This window comes from Janthinobacterium sp. HH102, assembly GCF_001758625.2.
In the GTDB taxonomy this organism is placed as follows: Bacteria; Pseudomonadota; Gammaproteobacteria; order Burkholderiales; family Burkholderiaceae_D; genus Janthinobacterium.
The window spans coordinates 6,145,176-6,160,184 of sequence record NZ_CP062062.1 but is presented as its reverse complement, the minus strand read 5'-3'; the positions used below and the strand labels follow the sequence as shown (position 1 = coordinate 6,160,184).

The 15,009-nt window shown below is 59.2% G+C and carries 9 protein-coding genes; 4 read left to right on the top strand and 5 right to left on the bottom strand.

Annotated elements, in window-relative coordinates; translation table 11 throughout:
* Positions 1–11: 11 nt before the first annotated feature.
* The 5 genes from JAB4_RS28060 to ltrA (JAB4_RS28040) form a co-directional block, all read right to left on the bottom strand.
* Positions 12–1,154 carry a UbiH/UbiF/VisC/COQ6 family ubiquinone biosynthesis hydroxylase gene (locus tag JAB4_RS28060; RefSeq protein ID WP_070220590.1) on the bottom strand — a complete coding sequence of 381 codons (1,143 nt, stop codon included), beginning with the start codon at positions 1,152–1,154 and terminating at the stop codon, positions 12–14.
* 9 nt (positions 1,155–1,163) lie between these two features.
* Positions 1,164–2,486 (bottom strand): aminopeptidase P N-terminal domain-containing protein, encoded by a 1,323-nt coding sequence (locus JAB4_RS28055; protein WP_070220765.1) that lies wholly within the window; start codon positions 2,484–2,486, stop codon positions 1,164–1,166.
* Positions 2,486–3,205 carry an N-acetylmuramate alpha-1-phosphate uridylyltransferase MurU gene (murU, locus tag JAB4_RS28050; RefSeq protein ID WP_070220588.1) on the bottom strand — a complete coding sequence of 240 codons (720 nt, stop codon included), beginning with the start codon at positions 3,203–3,205 and terminating at the stop codon, positions 2,486–2,488. The genes JAB4_RS28055 and murU overlap by 1 nt, the downstream gene beginning before the upstream one ends.
* Positions 3,206–3,267: 62 nt before the next feature.
* Positions 3,268–4,335: a phosphotransferase gene (locus tag JAB4_RS28045; protein ID WP_070220587.1), complete on the bottom strand. Its 1,068-nt coding sequence runs from the start codon at positions 4,333–4,335 to the stop codon at positions 3,268–3,270.
* A 124-nt stretch (positions 4,336–4,459) separates the two neighbouring features.
* The gene (gene ltrA / locus JAB4_RS28040) at positions 4,460–6,163 is read right to left on the bottom strand and encodes a group II intron reverse transcriptase/maturase (RefSeq protein WP_070220578.1); all 1,704 of its coding nucleotides are present in this window, start codon (positions 6,161–6,163) and stop codon (positions 4,460–4,462) included.
* 2,187 nt (positions 6,164–8,350) lie between these two features.
* On the opposite strand from ltrA (JAB4_RS28040), the gene ltrA (JAB4_RS28035) reads away from it, so the two are divergent.
* From ltrA (JAB4_RS28035) to pdxA, 4 genes are all read left to right on the top strand, one after another.
* On the top strand, positions 8,351–10,051 hold the full coding sequence (ltrA, locus tag JAB4_RS28035; RefSeq protein WP_070220576.1) for a group II intron reverse transcriptase/maturase: 1,701 nt from the start codon (positions 8,351–8,353) through the stop codon (positions 10,049–10,051).
* Between the two features lie 136 nt (positions 10,052–10,187).
* Positions 10,188–12,425, top strand: a complete 2,238-nt coding sequence (locus tag JAB4_RS28030; protein ID WP_070220574.1) for an LPS-assembly protein LptD — start codon at positions 10,188–10,190, stop codon at positions 12,423–12,425.
* Between the two features lie 103 nt (positions 12,426–12,528).
* Positions 12,529–13,923 carry a peptidylprolyl isomerase gene (locus tag JAB4_RS28025; RefSeq protein ID WP_227742060.1) on the top strand — a complete coding sequence of 465 codons (1,395 nt, stop codon included), beginning with the start codon at positions 12,529–12,531 and terminating at the stop codon, positions 13,921–13,923.
* A gap of 19 nt (positions 13,924–13,942) precedes the next feature.
* Complete coding sequence (pdxA, locus tag JAB4_RS28020) at positions 13,943–14,998, top strand: 4-hydroxythreonine-4-phosphate dehydrogenase PdxA (protein WP_070220570.1); 1,056 nt, start codon at positions 13,943–13,945, stop codon at positions 14,996–14,998.
* The last annotated feature ends 11 nt before the right edge of the window (positions 14,999–15,009 follow it).

Sequence of the window (15,009 nt, the reverse complement as noted above, 5' to 3'; positions counted from 1 at the left end):
ATTGTTAAGGTTCAGCGGCGGCCGTACATCATCAGGGTGGCCAGGCTTTTGCGCGCGGGGCTGAAAACGTCCAGCAAGCCCAGCGACAGGCCCAGCAAGCCTTGCGTGGGGGCGCTGCCCGTGAAGATGCGCGCCATGGTGTCGGTGACGCGCACGGTCAGGCCCCGGTCGGCCTGGCGCAGGCTGGCGTAGCGTTCCAGCCCGGCCGGGCTGCTGCCCTGCGCCAGCACGCGGGCCAGCACGGCGGCGTCGCGCAGGCCCAGGTTCAAGCCCTGTCCCGCCACCGGATGCAGGGTTTGCGCCGCATTGCCGATGGCGACCGTGCGCGCCGTGCCGTTCGCCTGCGCGTTCAGGCCCAGCGGATAGGCCAGGCGCGCCGTCGTGTGGCTAAAGCGTCCCAGGCGGCTGCCGAAGGCGGCGCCCAGGCGCGCCAGGAAGGCAGCGTCGTCCAGGGCCAGCAATTGTTCGGCGCGCGTGGGCGGCACGCACCACACCAGCGCGTAGCCGTCGTCCTGCGGCAGCAGCGCCAGCGGACCTTCGTCGGTGAAGCGTTCATACGCGCGGTGGGCGATGGGGGCGCTTGTACGCACATGGGCAATGATGGCGCTTTGGCCATAATCGCGGCTGACGGCGCGTTCCGGCTGCTGGCCGAACAGGCCGCCCTCGGCCTGCACCAGCAGGCTGGCGCGCAAGGTCGATGCGGCGCCCGCCTGGTCGATCTGCACGGACACGCCATCGGCATCCTCCGCGCTGCCCGTGACCAGGGCGGGGCGCAGGCTGGCCACGCCCAGGCGCTCGCACACGTCGGCCAGCGCGCTGACGACGGCGCCGTAACGGGCCACGTAGCCGAGCGCCTCGACGCCATGCTCGCTGCGGTCCATCAGGCTGCGCCCGAACTGGCCGCGGCGCGACACGTGGATCTGGTGGATAGGCGTCGCCTCGACGGGCCAGGCGCCCGCTTCCTCGAGTATCTGGCGGCTGCCGTGCGACAGGGCGATGGTGCGCGGGTCGCGCCGGGCCTGCTCGATGGATTTGGCGTCGAGCAGGGCGATGCCGGCGGCGCGGCTGCCGCGCTGTACCAGCAGGGCGGCCAGCGCCATGCCGACGGGGCCGGCGCCGCAGATGGCGAGATCGAAAGTGGACGGTGTATGCATGCGGCGGGGTTAATCCTGTGACATCAGTTGTTCGATTTCAGCGACGCTCCTGGGCGCCGAGCTGAAGACTTCATGGCCTTGCGGCGTGACCAGCACATCGTCTTCGATGCGGATGCCGGTATGCCAGAACTGCTCCGGCACGCCCGTACCCGGACGCACGTAGATGCCCGGTTCGACCGTCAGCACCATGCCCGCTTCGAGCGCGCGCCACGGCTTGCCGGGCGCATCCGTGTCGCGGTAGGCGCCCACGTCGTGCACGTCCATGCCCAGCCAGTGGCTGGTGCCGTGCATGTAGAAGGGCATATAGGCCTTGTTGGCGATGACGTCCTGCACGCCGCCGCTTTTTTGCCGGTCCAGCAAACCCAGGTCGAGCATGCCTTGCGCCAGCACTTGCACGGCCGCTTCGTGGATGGCGCTGTGCGGCAAGCCGGGGCGCACCATGTCCAGCGCCGCCTGCTGGGCCGCCAGCACCAGTTCGTACAGCGCCCGCTGCGGGCCGCTGAAACGGCCGTTGACGGGCCAGGTACGCGTGATGTCCGAGGCATAGCCATCGAGTTCGCAGCCGGCGTCGATCAAGACCAGCTCGCCGTCTTTTAATACCGCGTTATTGGCGCTGTAGTGCAGGATGCAGGCGTTGCCGCCGCCGGCGACGATGGAGGAATAGGCGGGAAACTGCGCGCCGCTGCGCCGGAATTCGTACAGCAGCTCCGCTTCCAGCGCATATTCGTGCAGGCCGGGCCGCGTGGCGCGCATGGCGCGTACGTGCGCGGCGCTGGAAATGGCGGCGGCGCGGCGCATCAGTTGCTGTTCCTGCGTGTCTTTCAGCAGGCGCATGGCGTCGAGCATGCCATTGATGTCATGCGCGATGGCGGGCGCCGTGACGCCGCTGCGGGCCTTTTGCCGCACATTGTGCCGCCAGAGCTTCACCTGCGCATCAAGGCTGCCGCCCAGCGCATAGTAGATGGCGGGAGAGTCGGCCAGCAGGCGCGTCATTTCGACGTCGAGTTCCTCGATGGGGAAGGCGCTGTCAAAGCCGAAGCTGATGCGCGCCGCCTCGGGGCCGTGGCGGAAACCGTCCCAGATTTCGCGCTCCGTATTCTTGGCGCGGCAAAACAGGATGGCGCGCGCCGGGGCTGTGGCGCTGGCGGCCACGAGGGCCACGGCGCTGTCGGGTTCCGTAAAGCCGCTCAGGTAATAGAAATAGCTGTCGTGGCGGTACGGATAATCGCAATCGCTGTTGCGCGGCACTTCGGGCGCCGTGGCGAGGATGGCCACGCTGCCCGGCAGCATCTGCGCCAGCAGCGCCGCGCGCCGTGCCGCGTAATTGGCCATCATGCCGCTGGCGCCTTCGCTGTCACACCGTTGAGTACATCGAGCTGCGCCGGCGTACCCACATTCGTCCACTCTCCGGTATAGACTTCGCCGCCCACGCGGCCCTGGTCCGCGTACTGGCGCAGCAAATCGCCCAGTCTGGCGTGGCTGCCGGGCGCGATGCCGTCGAACATTTCAGGACGGTACACGCCGATATTGGCGAAGGTCCACTTGGTTTCGTCCGTATTGTTGATCGAGAACAAGGTCAGGCCGAAGTCGCCCTTGGGATGGAAGTCGGGATTGGGCACCAGGTAGGTCCAGGCGATGTCGCGCTGGTCGGCCGGATACGGCGTGCCCAGCACATCCTTGTCGGCCAGCACGTCGAGCACTTGCTTGAAGTCGAAATACGGGCAATAGATGTCGCCGGAAATGGCGAGGAACGGTTCCTCGCCCAGCAAGTGGCGCGCCTGGGCGATGCCGCCCGCCGTTTCCAGCGGCGTGGTCTCGGGCGAGTACGCGATGCGCGCGCCATACGCGCTGCCGTCGCCCAGGGTTTCCTCGATCAAATGGCCCAGGTGGGAATGGTTGATGACGATGTCCGTGATGCCGGCGCGCACCAGGTTGAGCACATGCCAGACGATCAGCGGACGGCCGCGCACTTTCAGCAGCGGTTTGGGACAGGTATCGGTAAGCGGACGCATCCGTTCACCGCGGCCTGCGGCAAAGATCATGGCTTTCATGGGTATTCGTTTTCAGTATCGGTAAGTCGGCTGCGCGGACAGGCCGCGCAGCAGGAAAGTGCCTAGAATGTGTAGCCGACCTGGGGCGTCTTATTCTCCAGTGCATCGAGCAAACGCACCAGCGGCTTGAGTTCCGTGTAGCGGTTGGCCGTCTTGCGCACGTAGTCGAGCACGGTCGGCAGGTCGCCCATGTACAGATCCTTGCCGTCGCGGTAGTTCAGGCGCGCGAACAGGCCGAGGATTTTCAGGTGGCGCTGCAGGGCCGTGAATTCGAAATCGCGGTAGAAGGCATCGATGTCGGGATTCACCGGCAAGCCCAGCTGCTTGGCGCGCTGCCAGTAGCGGATCACCCAGTCGAGCACCAGTTCCTCGTCCCACTGGATATAGGCGTCGCGCAGCAGCGAGGCGATGTCGTAGGTGACGGGACCGAAGACGGCGTCCTGGAAGTCGAGGATGCCGGGATTGGGGATCGAACCATCGTTGATGTGCATCAAATTGCGCGAATGGTAGTCGCGGTGCATGAATACTTGCTGCTGCGACAAGATATTCGCCGTGATGGCTTCGAAGACCTTGTCCAGCTGGGTTTGTTGCACATCCGTCAAGGTGGCGCCCAGGTGCTTGCCGATAAACCATTCCGGGAACAGATTCATTTCGCGCAGGATGAAGGCGCGGTCGAATTCGGGCAGCACGTCGGGGGCGCTGGCCAGCTGGATTTTCATCAAGGATTCCAGCGCTTCGGCGTACAGCACGCTGGCGTTGTCGTGGTTCAGGGCGTCCAGATACGTGGTCGTGCCCAGGTCGGACAGCAGCAGGAAGCCCTGTTCCAGGTCTTGTGCGATGATTTCGGGCACGGACACGCCGGCGCCTTTCAGCAAGCCGGCCACCTTGACAAAGGCGGGCACGTTTTCGCGCTCGGGCGGCGCATCCATGGCGATCAGTGTCTTTCCTGGCAATGTTGTGTTACCTGGCAGCACATCGAGACGGTAGTAGCGGCGGAAGCTGGCATCGCTGGAAGCGGGACGGGCGGATTCGGGCGCGACGAGGTTAAGCGAGGTCAACCAGGCTTTCAACAGGGTCAGGCGAGCGTCGGCGGAGACCGGCGCGGTGGAGGAATTGGGGGAGAATGACATTAAGCGGCCTGTGGAATCGGGTTGATGGTGCGGAGGGTAGGAGAACCCCATTGCTGGAAGCTCTCCCCCCTAAGAACCGTGCGTGCGACTTTCACCGCACACGGCTCAAGCATAATAAAAGTCCCTATGCAGGGACCGGCTTCGCAACTTGTAAATCGTTTGCGTGCACATTTATATGGCAATTTGGGTGCAATAATACGCGATTTCCAAGGGCGTCGGAACCACCTGCTACACGGTGTTCTATGTGGTGGTCATGCCATCCGGTTTCCATGTTCATCTCGTATCCACACAGAGCGCACAAGCCACGTTGGTCGAGGTAGAGCTTGGCCCACTCGCGCCGGTAAGACATGTTTTTCAACATGCGTTCCTGCCGAAGGGTTTCGCCGTACAGTTCCCATTGCGGATCGTAGGGGTGATAGCCGCCCTTGATCTTCGTGTGACGCAGAATCGCTGTACCTGGTAACGAGTACAGTTCCTTCATGGCCTTATTGCCATTCTTTGTGACAACGTCCGCTGCAAACATCCGATTTCCACTCTCGGTTGGGCGCCAGTATCGGTCGCGTATCCAACTGTCGGTTTTCTTCGGATGCCTGCGCATGGCCCAGCGACGAAGCCGCCAGTACAGTAGCGACTCCATCGTCGAAAACGCCTCTTTGGCGACGACAGGGCTGTGATATTGCGCCCAGCCGCGCAGCATGGGGTTCAGCAATCGAATGAGATTCTCCTGCTTCGCCCCGATGTTTTCGCTGATCGTCTTCCTCAGCTTTTCATAGAACGCTTTCATGTTCTTCTTACTTGGCTTGATGAGTAGTGTCCCGGAATATTTTCGGAAGTTCCACCCCAGGAAGTCGAAGCCCTCATCGATGTGCACGATCTTGGTTTTGGCACTGGACAGTCGCAATCCTCTGACTGCAAGAAATGCTTCGATCCAAGGCTTGATTTCCGTCTCCAGCAATTCCTTCGATCCACTGGTAACGACAAAATCGTCCGCATATCGCACGACACCGACTTTGAGCTTGCCTGCCTTTGACTTGCCGAATTTCGCACCGAGGTGCGCAATCAGTTCAGTCTCCAGCCCGTTCAACGTCCAATTCGCAAGGGCAGGGCTGATGATGCCGCCCTGTGGCGTTCCAGCTGTGGTTGCCATTAATTGCTTCCGGTTAACTGCCCCGGATTTCAGCCATTTAAACAGGATCAACTTATCCATGAAGACATTGTCGACCAGCCATTGATGGTTGATATTGTCGAAAAAACCTTCGATATCCGCATCCAACACCCAGGTTGCCGAGACTTTCCGGCAGGTCTGGAGAAAAATTTGCGACATCGCATCGGCCGTTGAGCGATTTTTGCGAAACCCGTATGAGTTGGGATCACTCAGCGTTTCCAAGACCGGCTCCAAGGCCAACAGGTGAAGTGCCTGCATCGCCCGGTCCCGCATGGTAGGGATGCCCAGTGGGCGCATCTTTCCATTTGACTTGGGAATAAAGACCCTCCGTAATGGCAGGGGCCGATAGCCTTGTTTCTTCAACTGCGCAATGGCAGCGAACTTCTGCGTTGCTGAGTCCCACAGCTGCTGGTCCACGCCTGCGGTTCGTTTGCCTTGATTCTCTGTCACTCGTTTGACTGCCAGCGCTTTCGCGCTGAACGAGTGGGTTAGCCACCTTTGCAGCGCTTTCGCCCTGCGCCAGTCGCCTTCCTGTGTAGCCTTCGTTAATCGATGCTGCATGGCTCTCACGTTGCGTTGTACGAGCCGCCAGTTGATGGCGACCCATTCAGTAGGCACGTGCGAGGACGCAGAACCGGCAAGACTGCTAGCGATTACTTTCATGCTGAACCTCGTGTAGTTGTTCCGACGAGACACAGCGCACCCCGAAGGGTGAGCTGCATCCCTTCGGGGTGGTTGAAAATGATGACTGCCTGGAGCCAGTACAGTCGTATGACGACTATTACACCAGATGGAAGTGGGCACCCTTTCAGGCCGGGACAAATCTTGAATCCCTATCCGGACCATTACAGCCCGGCATTCGCTTTCTCCATCCTCCTCTACCCGCTCCCCCAAGGGCGTGCCTTGCGGTTTGCTTGCCGCTATCTCGGTTCGTTGATCGAGCGGCAGGGAATCGGGCTTACCACGTTCCCAACGATATCGACGCGACAGCTACATCGCGACTGGCTGTTTAGGGCCCATCTTTCCCCCGGTGGCTGAATGACGACGTATCCCCAGAATCCACGGAGATAACCAGCCACGTACCGTTTGGTTTAGGCCTGCCAGCAGCTTTGGCCTATTAATATTTACGAGGGTTCAAACGATGGTTCACATAACATTGCCCTTGCAGCACTCACCTAGCCCCTGGACCGCATCGCTGCTCGCAGTCTCCAGCCAGGCTTTCGCACGCCGGGCTGCCGGAAAAGAATGGGGGTACGTTGTCCCTGAGGCTTTGCACCCCGCCGTTACCGGCGACGCACACTCAAGTAGGTGACAGATGGTCGTACATCCGGTCATGGCAGCAGTTGCAACACTGAAGCATGACAAGATATCGAAGAGTTTCACTCGGGTATGACTCAGCTGAGAGAAAACCGAGTCTTGCAGAGAACTGTTGAAATATAGAAAATTGTAAGCAAATGTAAAATATTCACAAGCTTTGCAAATAAACTACAGTTTCAATGTTTTATATAAACAAAACAGGCAAAGGAATAGCGACTCGCCGGTGATTCGGCGGGCGTATAAGACTGACAAGGCACCTTCTCGTAGCGTGTCTTGTCTTGCCAAGAATGGGTACTCCGGGGAGCCCCTCACTGTTTTATCACTGGTAAACCAGGGATTTGCCTGCGCAGTTCCTGCGCTGCTAGCCGTTACTGCTACGTTGCGACCGGGGCCAGCTACCCGAGCTTTAAGGCGTGTCGCACAGATTCCCATATAATAAGGGATTCAGTGCGACACGTAGTCGCTAATTGGTCGCTATGCGGCATTGATTTACAAGCAACAAAACCTGCAAACATGCGCTAAGTCCTTGATTTTTACAGGATGTTAGCGTCGGCTGTATAACTCCGCCCAGCGGAAACGATACAGTTCAGATCAAATCCACACTCAAACAATCTTCACGTATCCGACGTTCATGCACAGGTTTTCCTGTCCCATGCGCTTCCTTGCGTCGAAAATTCGCCCACAAGGCGGAATTGTGTTGCCTCCAAACAACGAACGGTATATACCCGTGAAACTGGAACGTACGCCTTCCGCGCAGACGTTCATGGCAAGCCAGCAATGGCATTTGAGACATTAAGCAGGCAGCAGTTGCTATGTATAGAGCGCAAGCTCTGAGATACCTTGTCGTACCCGAATTATCAGGTGCTACGACCGGATGCACGACCATCTGTCACCTATTCGAACATGCGTCACTGGCAACGGTGGGGTGTGAAGCTTCGAAGACAATGTACCCCCATGTTCGTATGCGGCGTTTTGTTCATGCGAGTGAGCAAGGCGGAGACTGCCAGCAGAAAGGCGGTTGAGGGGCTAGGTGAGTGCTGCAAGGGTAATGTAATGTGAATCGTCGTTTGAACCCTCGTAAATATTGATGGGCCTAAGCTGCTGACAGGCCCTAACCAAAACGGTACCGTGGATGGTTGTCCTTGTTGAATCTGGGGACACGTCGTCATTAACACCACCGGGGGATAGGCGGACTCTAAACAGTCAATCGCAATGTATTCAGTTGCGTTGGTATCTCAGGGAACGTGGTAAGCCTGATTTCCTGCCGTAGCTTGGCAGCTACAAGTCATACGGCAGGCGACCCGCAAGGGAAGCTGACGGGAAAGCAGGTATGGGAGGATGGAAAAAGCGAATGCTGCGCAGTAATAGCGTGGATAGGGATTCCAAATTTGTCCCACCGTGAAAGCGGGCAGACTTCCATCTGGTGCAATAGTCGTCAAACGACTGTATAGACAATAACGCCTCGAAGGGACGCAGTTCATCCCTTCGGGGTGACTTGCGTCCTCGATAGGTGTCAACCAACGAGGTACAGCAATGAGAGTAACTGAAGAAAATTTCGGTTCTGCGTCCTCGCACATTCCTGCTGAGTGGAGCGCCATCGACTGGCGCAAAGTTCAGAAGAATGTGAGAGTCATGCAGCATCGTCTAGCGAAGGCTACGTCGGACAGTGACTGGCGCCGAGTGAAAGCTCTGCAACGGTGGCTGACCCATTCGTTTTGTGCCAAAGCAGCGGCAATCAAACGCGTGACCGAAAACCAAGGCAAGCGAACATCGGGTGTCGACCGGCAGCTATGGGAGACCCCGCAACTGAAACATGCGGCAATTGCCAACCTCGGAAAATCCCGGTATCGACCCCTGCCCCTCCGGAGGGTTAATATTCCCAAGACCAATGGAACGTTACGCCCTTTGGGCATTCCAACTATGAAGGACCGGGCCATGCAGGCGCTACACCTGCTGGCGCTCGATCCGGTCCTGGAAACAGTGAGCGATCAGAACTCGTATGGGTTCAGGAAAAATCGTGCAACTGCCGATGCGATGTCCCAGATATTCGTCAGACTCTCCCGCAAGGGTTCAGCTGAATGGGTATTGGATGCGGACATCGAAGGGTTCTTCGATAACATCAGCCACCAATGGATGATCGACAACGTCCGCATGGACAAGTCGATACTGACTAAATGGCTGAAGTCCGGTGTAGTGGACGGTAAGCAATTGCTGGCGACAACTGCCGGAACTCCGCAGGGTGGCATCATCAGCCCCGCACTTGCAAATTGGACACTGAATGGGTTGGAAGCGGAACTTGTTGCGCATCTCGATGCAAAATGGGGAGTAGCCAAGGCCAAGAAACTCAAGGTCGGCGTCATACGGTACGCGGATGATTTTGTCATTACAGGGGCTTCACGAGAGCTGCTGGAAGACGAAATCAAACCGTGGGTGGAGAATTTTCTCGCCATCAGAGGTCTGAGGCTTGCAAAGGCGAAGACCAAGATCGTGCATGTCGATGAAGGGTTTGATTTCCTGGGATGGAACTTCCGCAAATACACAGGAAAGTTGCTCATCAAGCCAAGTAAGAAAAACGTCAAGGCGTTTTATAAAAAGCTGGGAACGGCAATCAGTGACAATTTGGGCGCAACGCAGGAGAATTTGATACGCCTGCTGAACCCCATGCTACGCGGGTGGGCGCAGTACCACTCGCCTGTTGTAGCAAAGCAAACGTTCTCTCGTCTGGAGTCGCTGCTGTTCTGGCGACTCATGCGATGGGCAAAACGCAGGCACCCGACCAAGAGCGCAGATTGGATACGCAAAAAGTATTGGCGTACCGTCGGCAATCGGCATTGGGTATTTGCATGTCAAATTGATACTGAGTTCGGCAATAAGGCAACAATGGAACTGTACTCGCTTGCGGGAACGGCCATTGAGCGTCACATCAAGATCAAGGGAGCATTCAACCCTTATGATCCGTCATGGGAGATGTACGGTGAGACGCTTCGGATGGAGCGCATGGTGAAAAACATGCGCTACCGAAAGGAGTGGATACGGCTGTACGTGGATCAGGACGGAAAGTGCGCGCTGTGCGGGTATGCGATGGACTTTGACACCGGCTGGCACGACCACCATATGCAGTATAGGGTAGCGGGCGGGTCCGATGCGCTGGGAAATCGGGTATTATTGCACCCAAATTGCCATTCTCAGGTTCATAGCCTTGGATTGAAAGTAACAAAGCCGGTTCCTGTATAGGAACTTTTTATTAAGCCCGAGCCGTGTGCGGCGAAAGTCGCAAGCCCGGTTCCTAGGGGGGAGGACTCCAGTAATGGAGTCTTCCTACCCTACAATCAAAAAATCGCCTGTCAATGGTGCTTGCCCCTTCCAATTCATGAGCTGGTTTTCGGCCTCCCCCCCTTCGCAGCGCTGGGCTTTCGCCATCAGCGCGCTCGTCGCCGCCACGACGGTGCCTGTCCACGCCCAGAAAGCACCGCGTCCGGTTCATGTGGAAGATCCCGACGCGCCTACCGTCATGACGGCGAACAGCATGAACGGTCGACCGGAAAGAGAGATCAATCTCGACCAGAATGTCGTGATTGAGCGCGGAAAAACCACAAAAATGACGGCCGATACAGCTTGTTACAAACAAGTTGAAGATCAGTTCGACGCCGAGGGCCATATCAAGATGTGGCGTTTCGGCGATTACTACACGGGTGACGTCCTGAAGCTGAACATGGAGACCGGCAAGGGTTTCCTGCTCAACCCGACTTACCGCTTCGCAGTGGGCGGCGGCCAGGGCAAGGCCGAGCGCGTCGACTTCATCAATCCAGACGAAGCCAATGTTATCGAAGGCACCTACAGTACCTGCGAAGGGCCGAATCCGGACTGGTACCTGAAATCGAGCACCTTGAACCTCGATACGGGCCGCGACGTGGGCACGGGCAGCAAGACCATCATCTATTTCAAGGACGTGCCGATCCTGGGCACGCCGGGCATGTCGTTTTCGCTGTCGGGTGCGCGCCGCTCGGGCTGGCTGGCGCCCACGCCGGGCTTTGCCTCGAAGAACGGTTTCGAGCTGCTGATGCCGTATTACGTGAACATCGCGCCGAACCGCGACCTGACTCTGTATCCGCGCTACATCCAGCGGCGCGGCATTCAGCTCGGTGCGACGGGCCGCTACATGGGCGAGACGGATGCCGGCTTGTACAGCGGTGAAACCTCGTTTGAATTTTTGCCGAACGACAAGCAGACCAAGACCAACCGCTACATGATCAAGTCCAAGCATGAGCAGGCGCTGGCCAAGGGCTGGACTTACAGCTGGGATCTGCGCGAGGCGTCGGACGATAATTACCCGAACGATTTTTCGAAAACCGTCGCCACCGCCACCGAGCGCCAGTTGCTGCGCGAATTGCGCACCGATTACCGTACCGAGGACTGGAGCCTGACGGCGCGCGTGCAGAATTACCAGGTGCTGCAGGATCCCGATCCCAACGTGGTCGTGCCACGCCCGTATGACCGTTTGCCGGCGGTGAACTTCCATGCTGGCAAATACGATGTCTGGGGCGGTTTCGACTGGACCTTTGACGCGGAAGCGACGCGCTTCGCGCATCCGACACAGGTGCAAGGCTCGCGTCTCGTGGCCGTGCCGCAGGTGAGTTTTCCCATCATGCGCCCTGGCTACTTCATCACGCCCAAGCTGATGCTGAATGCCAGCGCGTATCAGCTCGACAATGACGCCCGGACCAAGGCGCTGTTTAAAACCACCTCGTTTACGCGCGCCGTGCCGACCTTCTCGGTCGACAGCGGCCTGGTGTTTGAACGCGACACGAATCTGTTTGGCACCAAGGGCGGCACGCAAACCCTGGAGCCGCGCCTGTTCTACGTCTACACGCCGTACCGCGACCAGTCGCAGTTTCCGAACTTCGATACGGCCGATGGCACGTTCAACCTGACGCAGATCTTCACGGAAAACCGTTTTGTCGGCAGCGACCGCATCGGCGACGCCAACCAGGTCACGGCCGCCGTCGTATCGCGTTTCCTGCAATCGGACGGCACGGAGCGCATGCGCCTGACCTTTGGTCAGCGTTTCTATTTTGCCGACCAGCGCGTGCAGCTCAATTCGACGACGCCCGTCAACCAGTCGCGTTCCGATATCCTGCTGGCCGCAACGGGCCGCGTGTCCGAGACTTGGACCGTCGACAGTCTGGTGCAGTACAATCCCAGCGATCGCCAGTTGATGAGCTACAACTACACCTTGCAATATCAGCCTGGTGCCAAGAAAGTATTGAATTTCAGTAACCGTTTTCAACGTGGCGTGCTGCGTAATGCGGAAGTGTCGACGCAGTGGCCGTTGACGGACCGCCTGTATGGCGTGGGCCGCATCAGTTACTCCATCAAGGATCGCAGCATGCTGGAAAGCCTGGTCGGCCTCGAATACAAGGGTGACTGCTGGGTGTTCCGCATGGGGGCGCAGCGTTTCGTGACGACGACCAAGACTGTCTCGACGCCGATCTTCTTCCAGCTGGAATTGACGGGCTTGTCGAGTGGCCTGGGCCTTGGTGCGAATGGCCTGGAAACTTTTACAAAAACTATCCCTGGTTACCAGACATTGAGCCAGCCACTCCGTTAAGATAGTCACCGTTGCCGCCGCCGGTGTCCCCGGCGCTGGCACAAACCGGTTTTTTTATTCACCTGAACTCATGAGCGCTCTACACATTATGCGTAATGCCAGTATGCACCAACTCAAAATTGCAACGGTTTTGTTGTGCGCCATTTCCGGCGCCACGACCAGTAGTGTCTGGGCGCAACAGGCTGCGCCAGCGCCTGCGGCCAAGCCTGCTGCCGCTGCCCCAGCGCCAGTCAAGGGCTTCACGCCCCCTGCGTCGAGCAGTGGCCAGACCATCGACTCCATCGCCGTTGTCGTCAATGACGATGTGATCACGCGCAATGAAGTGGCGGCCCGCATCAAGAGCGTGGAGCAGCGCATGAAGGCGCAGAATATCCCGCTTCCCGACCCTGCCGACCTGCGCCGCCAGTTGCTCGAACGCATGATTGTCGAGCGCGCGCAAATGCAGCTGGCCAAGGAAATGGGTGTGCGCGTGGATGACCTGACCCTGGACCGCGCGATTGGCCGTATTGCTGAACAGCAAAAGATGACGGTGCAAGAGCTGCGCAACCAGATGGAAAAAGAAGGCACGCCGTTTGCGACCTTCCGCGAAGAAATCCGCGATGAAATCATCATGCAGCGTCTGCGCGAGCACGAAGTCGACGCCAAGATCCAGATTTCCGATTCCGAAGTGGATAACTTCCTGGAAGCGGAAAAAGCGGCAGCCAGCGAACAGGTGGAGCTGAACCTGGCGCAAATTCTCGTGCGCATTCCGGAAAATTCCAGCCCCGAACAAATCGCCGCACGCCGCGCGCGCGCCGAAGAAGTCAGCCGCCAGCTGCGCACGGGCGCCGATTTCGCCAAGATGGCCGCCACCTATTCCGACGCCAGCGATGCGCTGAGCGGCGGCGATATCGGCTGGCGCCAGAGCGACCGCCTGCCACCCCTGTTCACGGAACAGTTGCTGAAATTGAAGCCAGGCCAGATCACGCCTATCATCAAGAGCAACACGGGCTTCCATATCCTGAAGCTGGTGGACCGCCGCAGCGCTGCCGAGGCGCAAGCCGTCGCCGCCGTGCAGCAAACGCATGCCCGCCACATCCTGCTGAAAGTGACGCCGACCCTGTCGGCGGCCGAAGCCAAGCGCAAATTGCTGGAATTGAAAGAACGTCTCGACAACAAGGCCGCGAAGTTCGAAGACCTGGCCCGTTTGTTCTCGAACGACGGTTCCGCGGCCAAGGGCGGCGACCTGGGCTGGCTGTATCCAGGCGACACCGTGCCGGAATTCGAAACGGCGATGAATGCGCTGAAACCGGGCGAAGTGAGCCAGCCGATCGAATCGAGCTTTGGCTTCCATCTGATCGAAGTGCTGGAACGTAAGAGCGACGACGTCTCGAAAGAGAAGAAACGCGCTGCCGCACGCAATGCCTTGCGCGAACGCAAGCTGGAAGAAGCGACGGAAAACTGGGCGCGCGAAGTGCGCGACCGTGCTTACGTCGAATTCCGCGCGGACGACCAGTAATGCTGCTGACTGATTGCGCATGAGTAACTTGCCTGTTGTACGCCGCCCGGCCATCGCCATTACCTGTGGCGAACCGGCCGGTGTCGGTCCGGAAATCTCGATACGCGCCGCCTGGGCCATGCGCAATGAAGTCAACTGCATCCTGCTGGGCGACGCCGCCTTCCTGGCGCTGACGGCCAGCCTGATCGATCCGGAGATCCGCCTGGCGGCGCTGTCGCTGCAAGCCGTGCGCAACAGCGGCTTGCCCCAGTTCGGTCCCGGCCGCCTGGCCGTGATCGATATTCCCACTGTGAACAATGTCATTCCTGGCGTGCTGGACAAGGAAAACGGGCGTTCCGTGCTCGCTACCCTGGACGCGGCCGTGGAGGGTGTCCAGGCGGGCTGGTTTGGCGCCATGGTCACGGCCCCCTTGCAGAAGAGCACGATCAACGACGCGGGCGTGGCCTTTTCCGGCCATACGGAATACCTGGCAGAAAAAACCGGCACGCCGCAAGTGGTGATGATGCTGGCCGGCGAACCGGGCCACGGCGAGCCGACCCTGCGCGTGGCGCTGGCCACCACGCATTTGCCATTGAAGGACGTGTCCGCTGCCATCACGATGGACAGCCTGGCCGTCACGCTGGATATCATTCAGCTTGATTTGCAACAGAAATTCGGCATCGCCGCGCCGCGTATCCTCGTCACCGGCCTGAACCCGCACGCGGGCGAGGGCGGGTATCTGGGACGCGAGGAAATCGATGTCATCACCCCGGCGATTGCCGCGGCGCAAGCGCGCGGCATCGATGCGCGCGGACCGTACCCGGCCGACACCTTGTTCCAGCAAAAATATCTGGCGGACGCCGACTGCGTGCTGGCCATGTACCACGACCAGGGTTTGCCGGTGCTGAAATACGCGACCTTCGGGCGCGGCATCAATATCACCCTGGGCTTGCCGCTGATCCGCACCTCGGTCGACCACGGCACGGCGCTGGACCTGGCCGCGCAAGGACTGGGCCTGGCCGATTGCCACAGCATGGAGCAAGCCCTGCAAACGGCGCTCGACATGCTGCGCGCCAGCACCCCGACCAGAGCGTAGGTCGGGTTAGC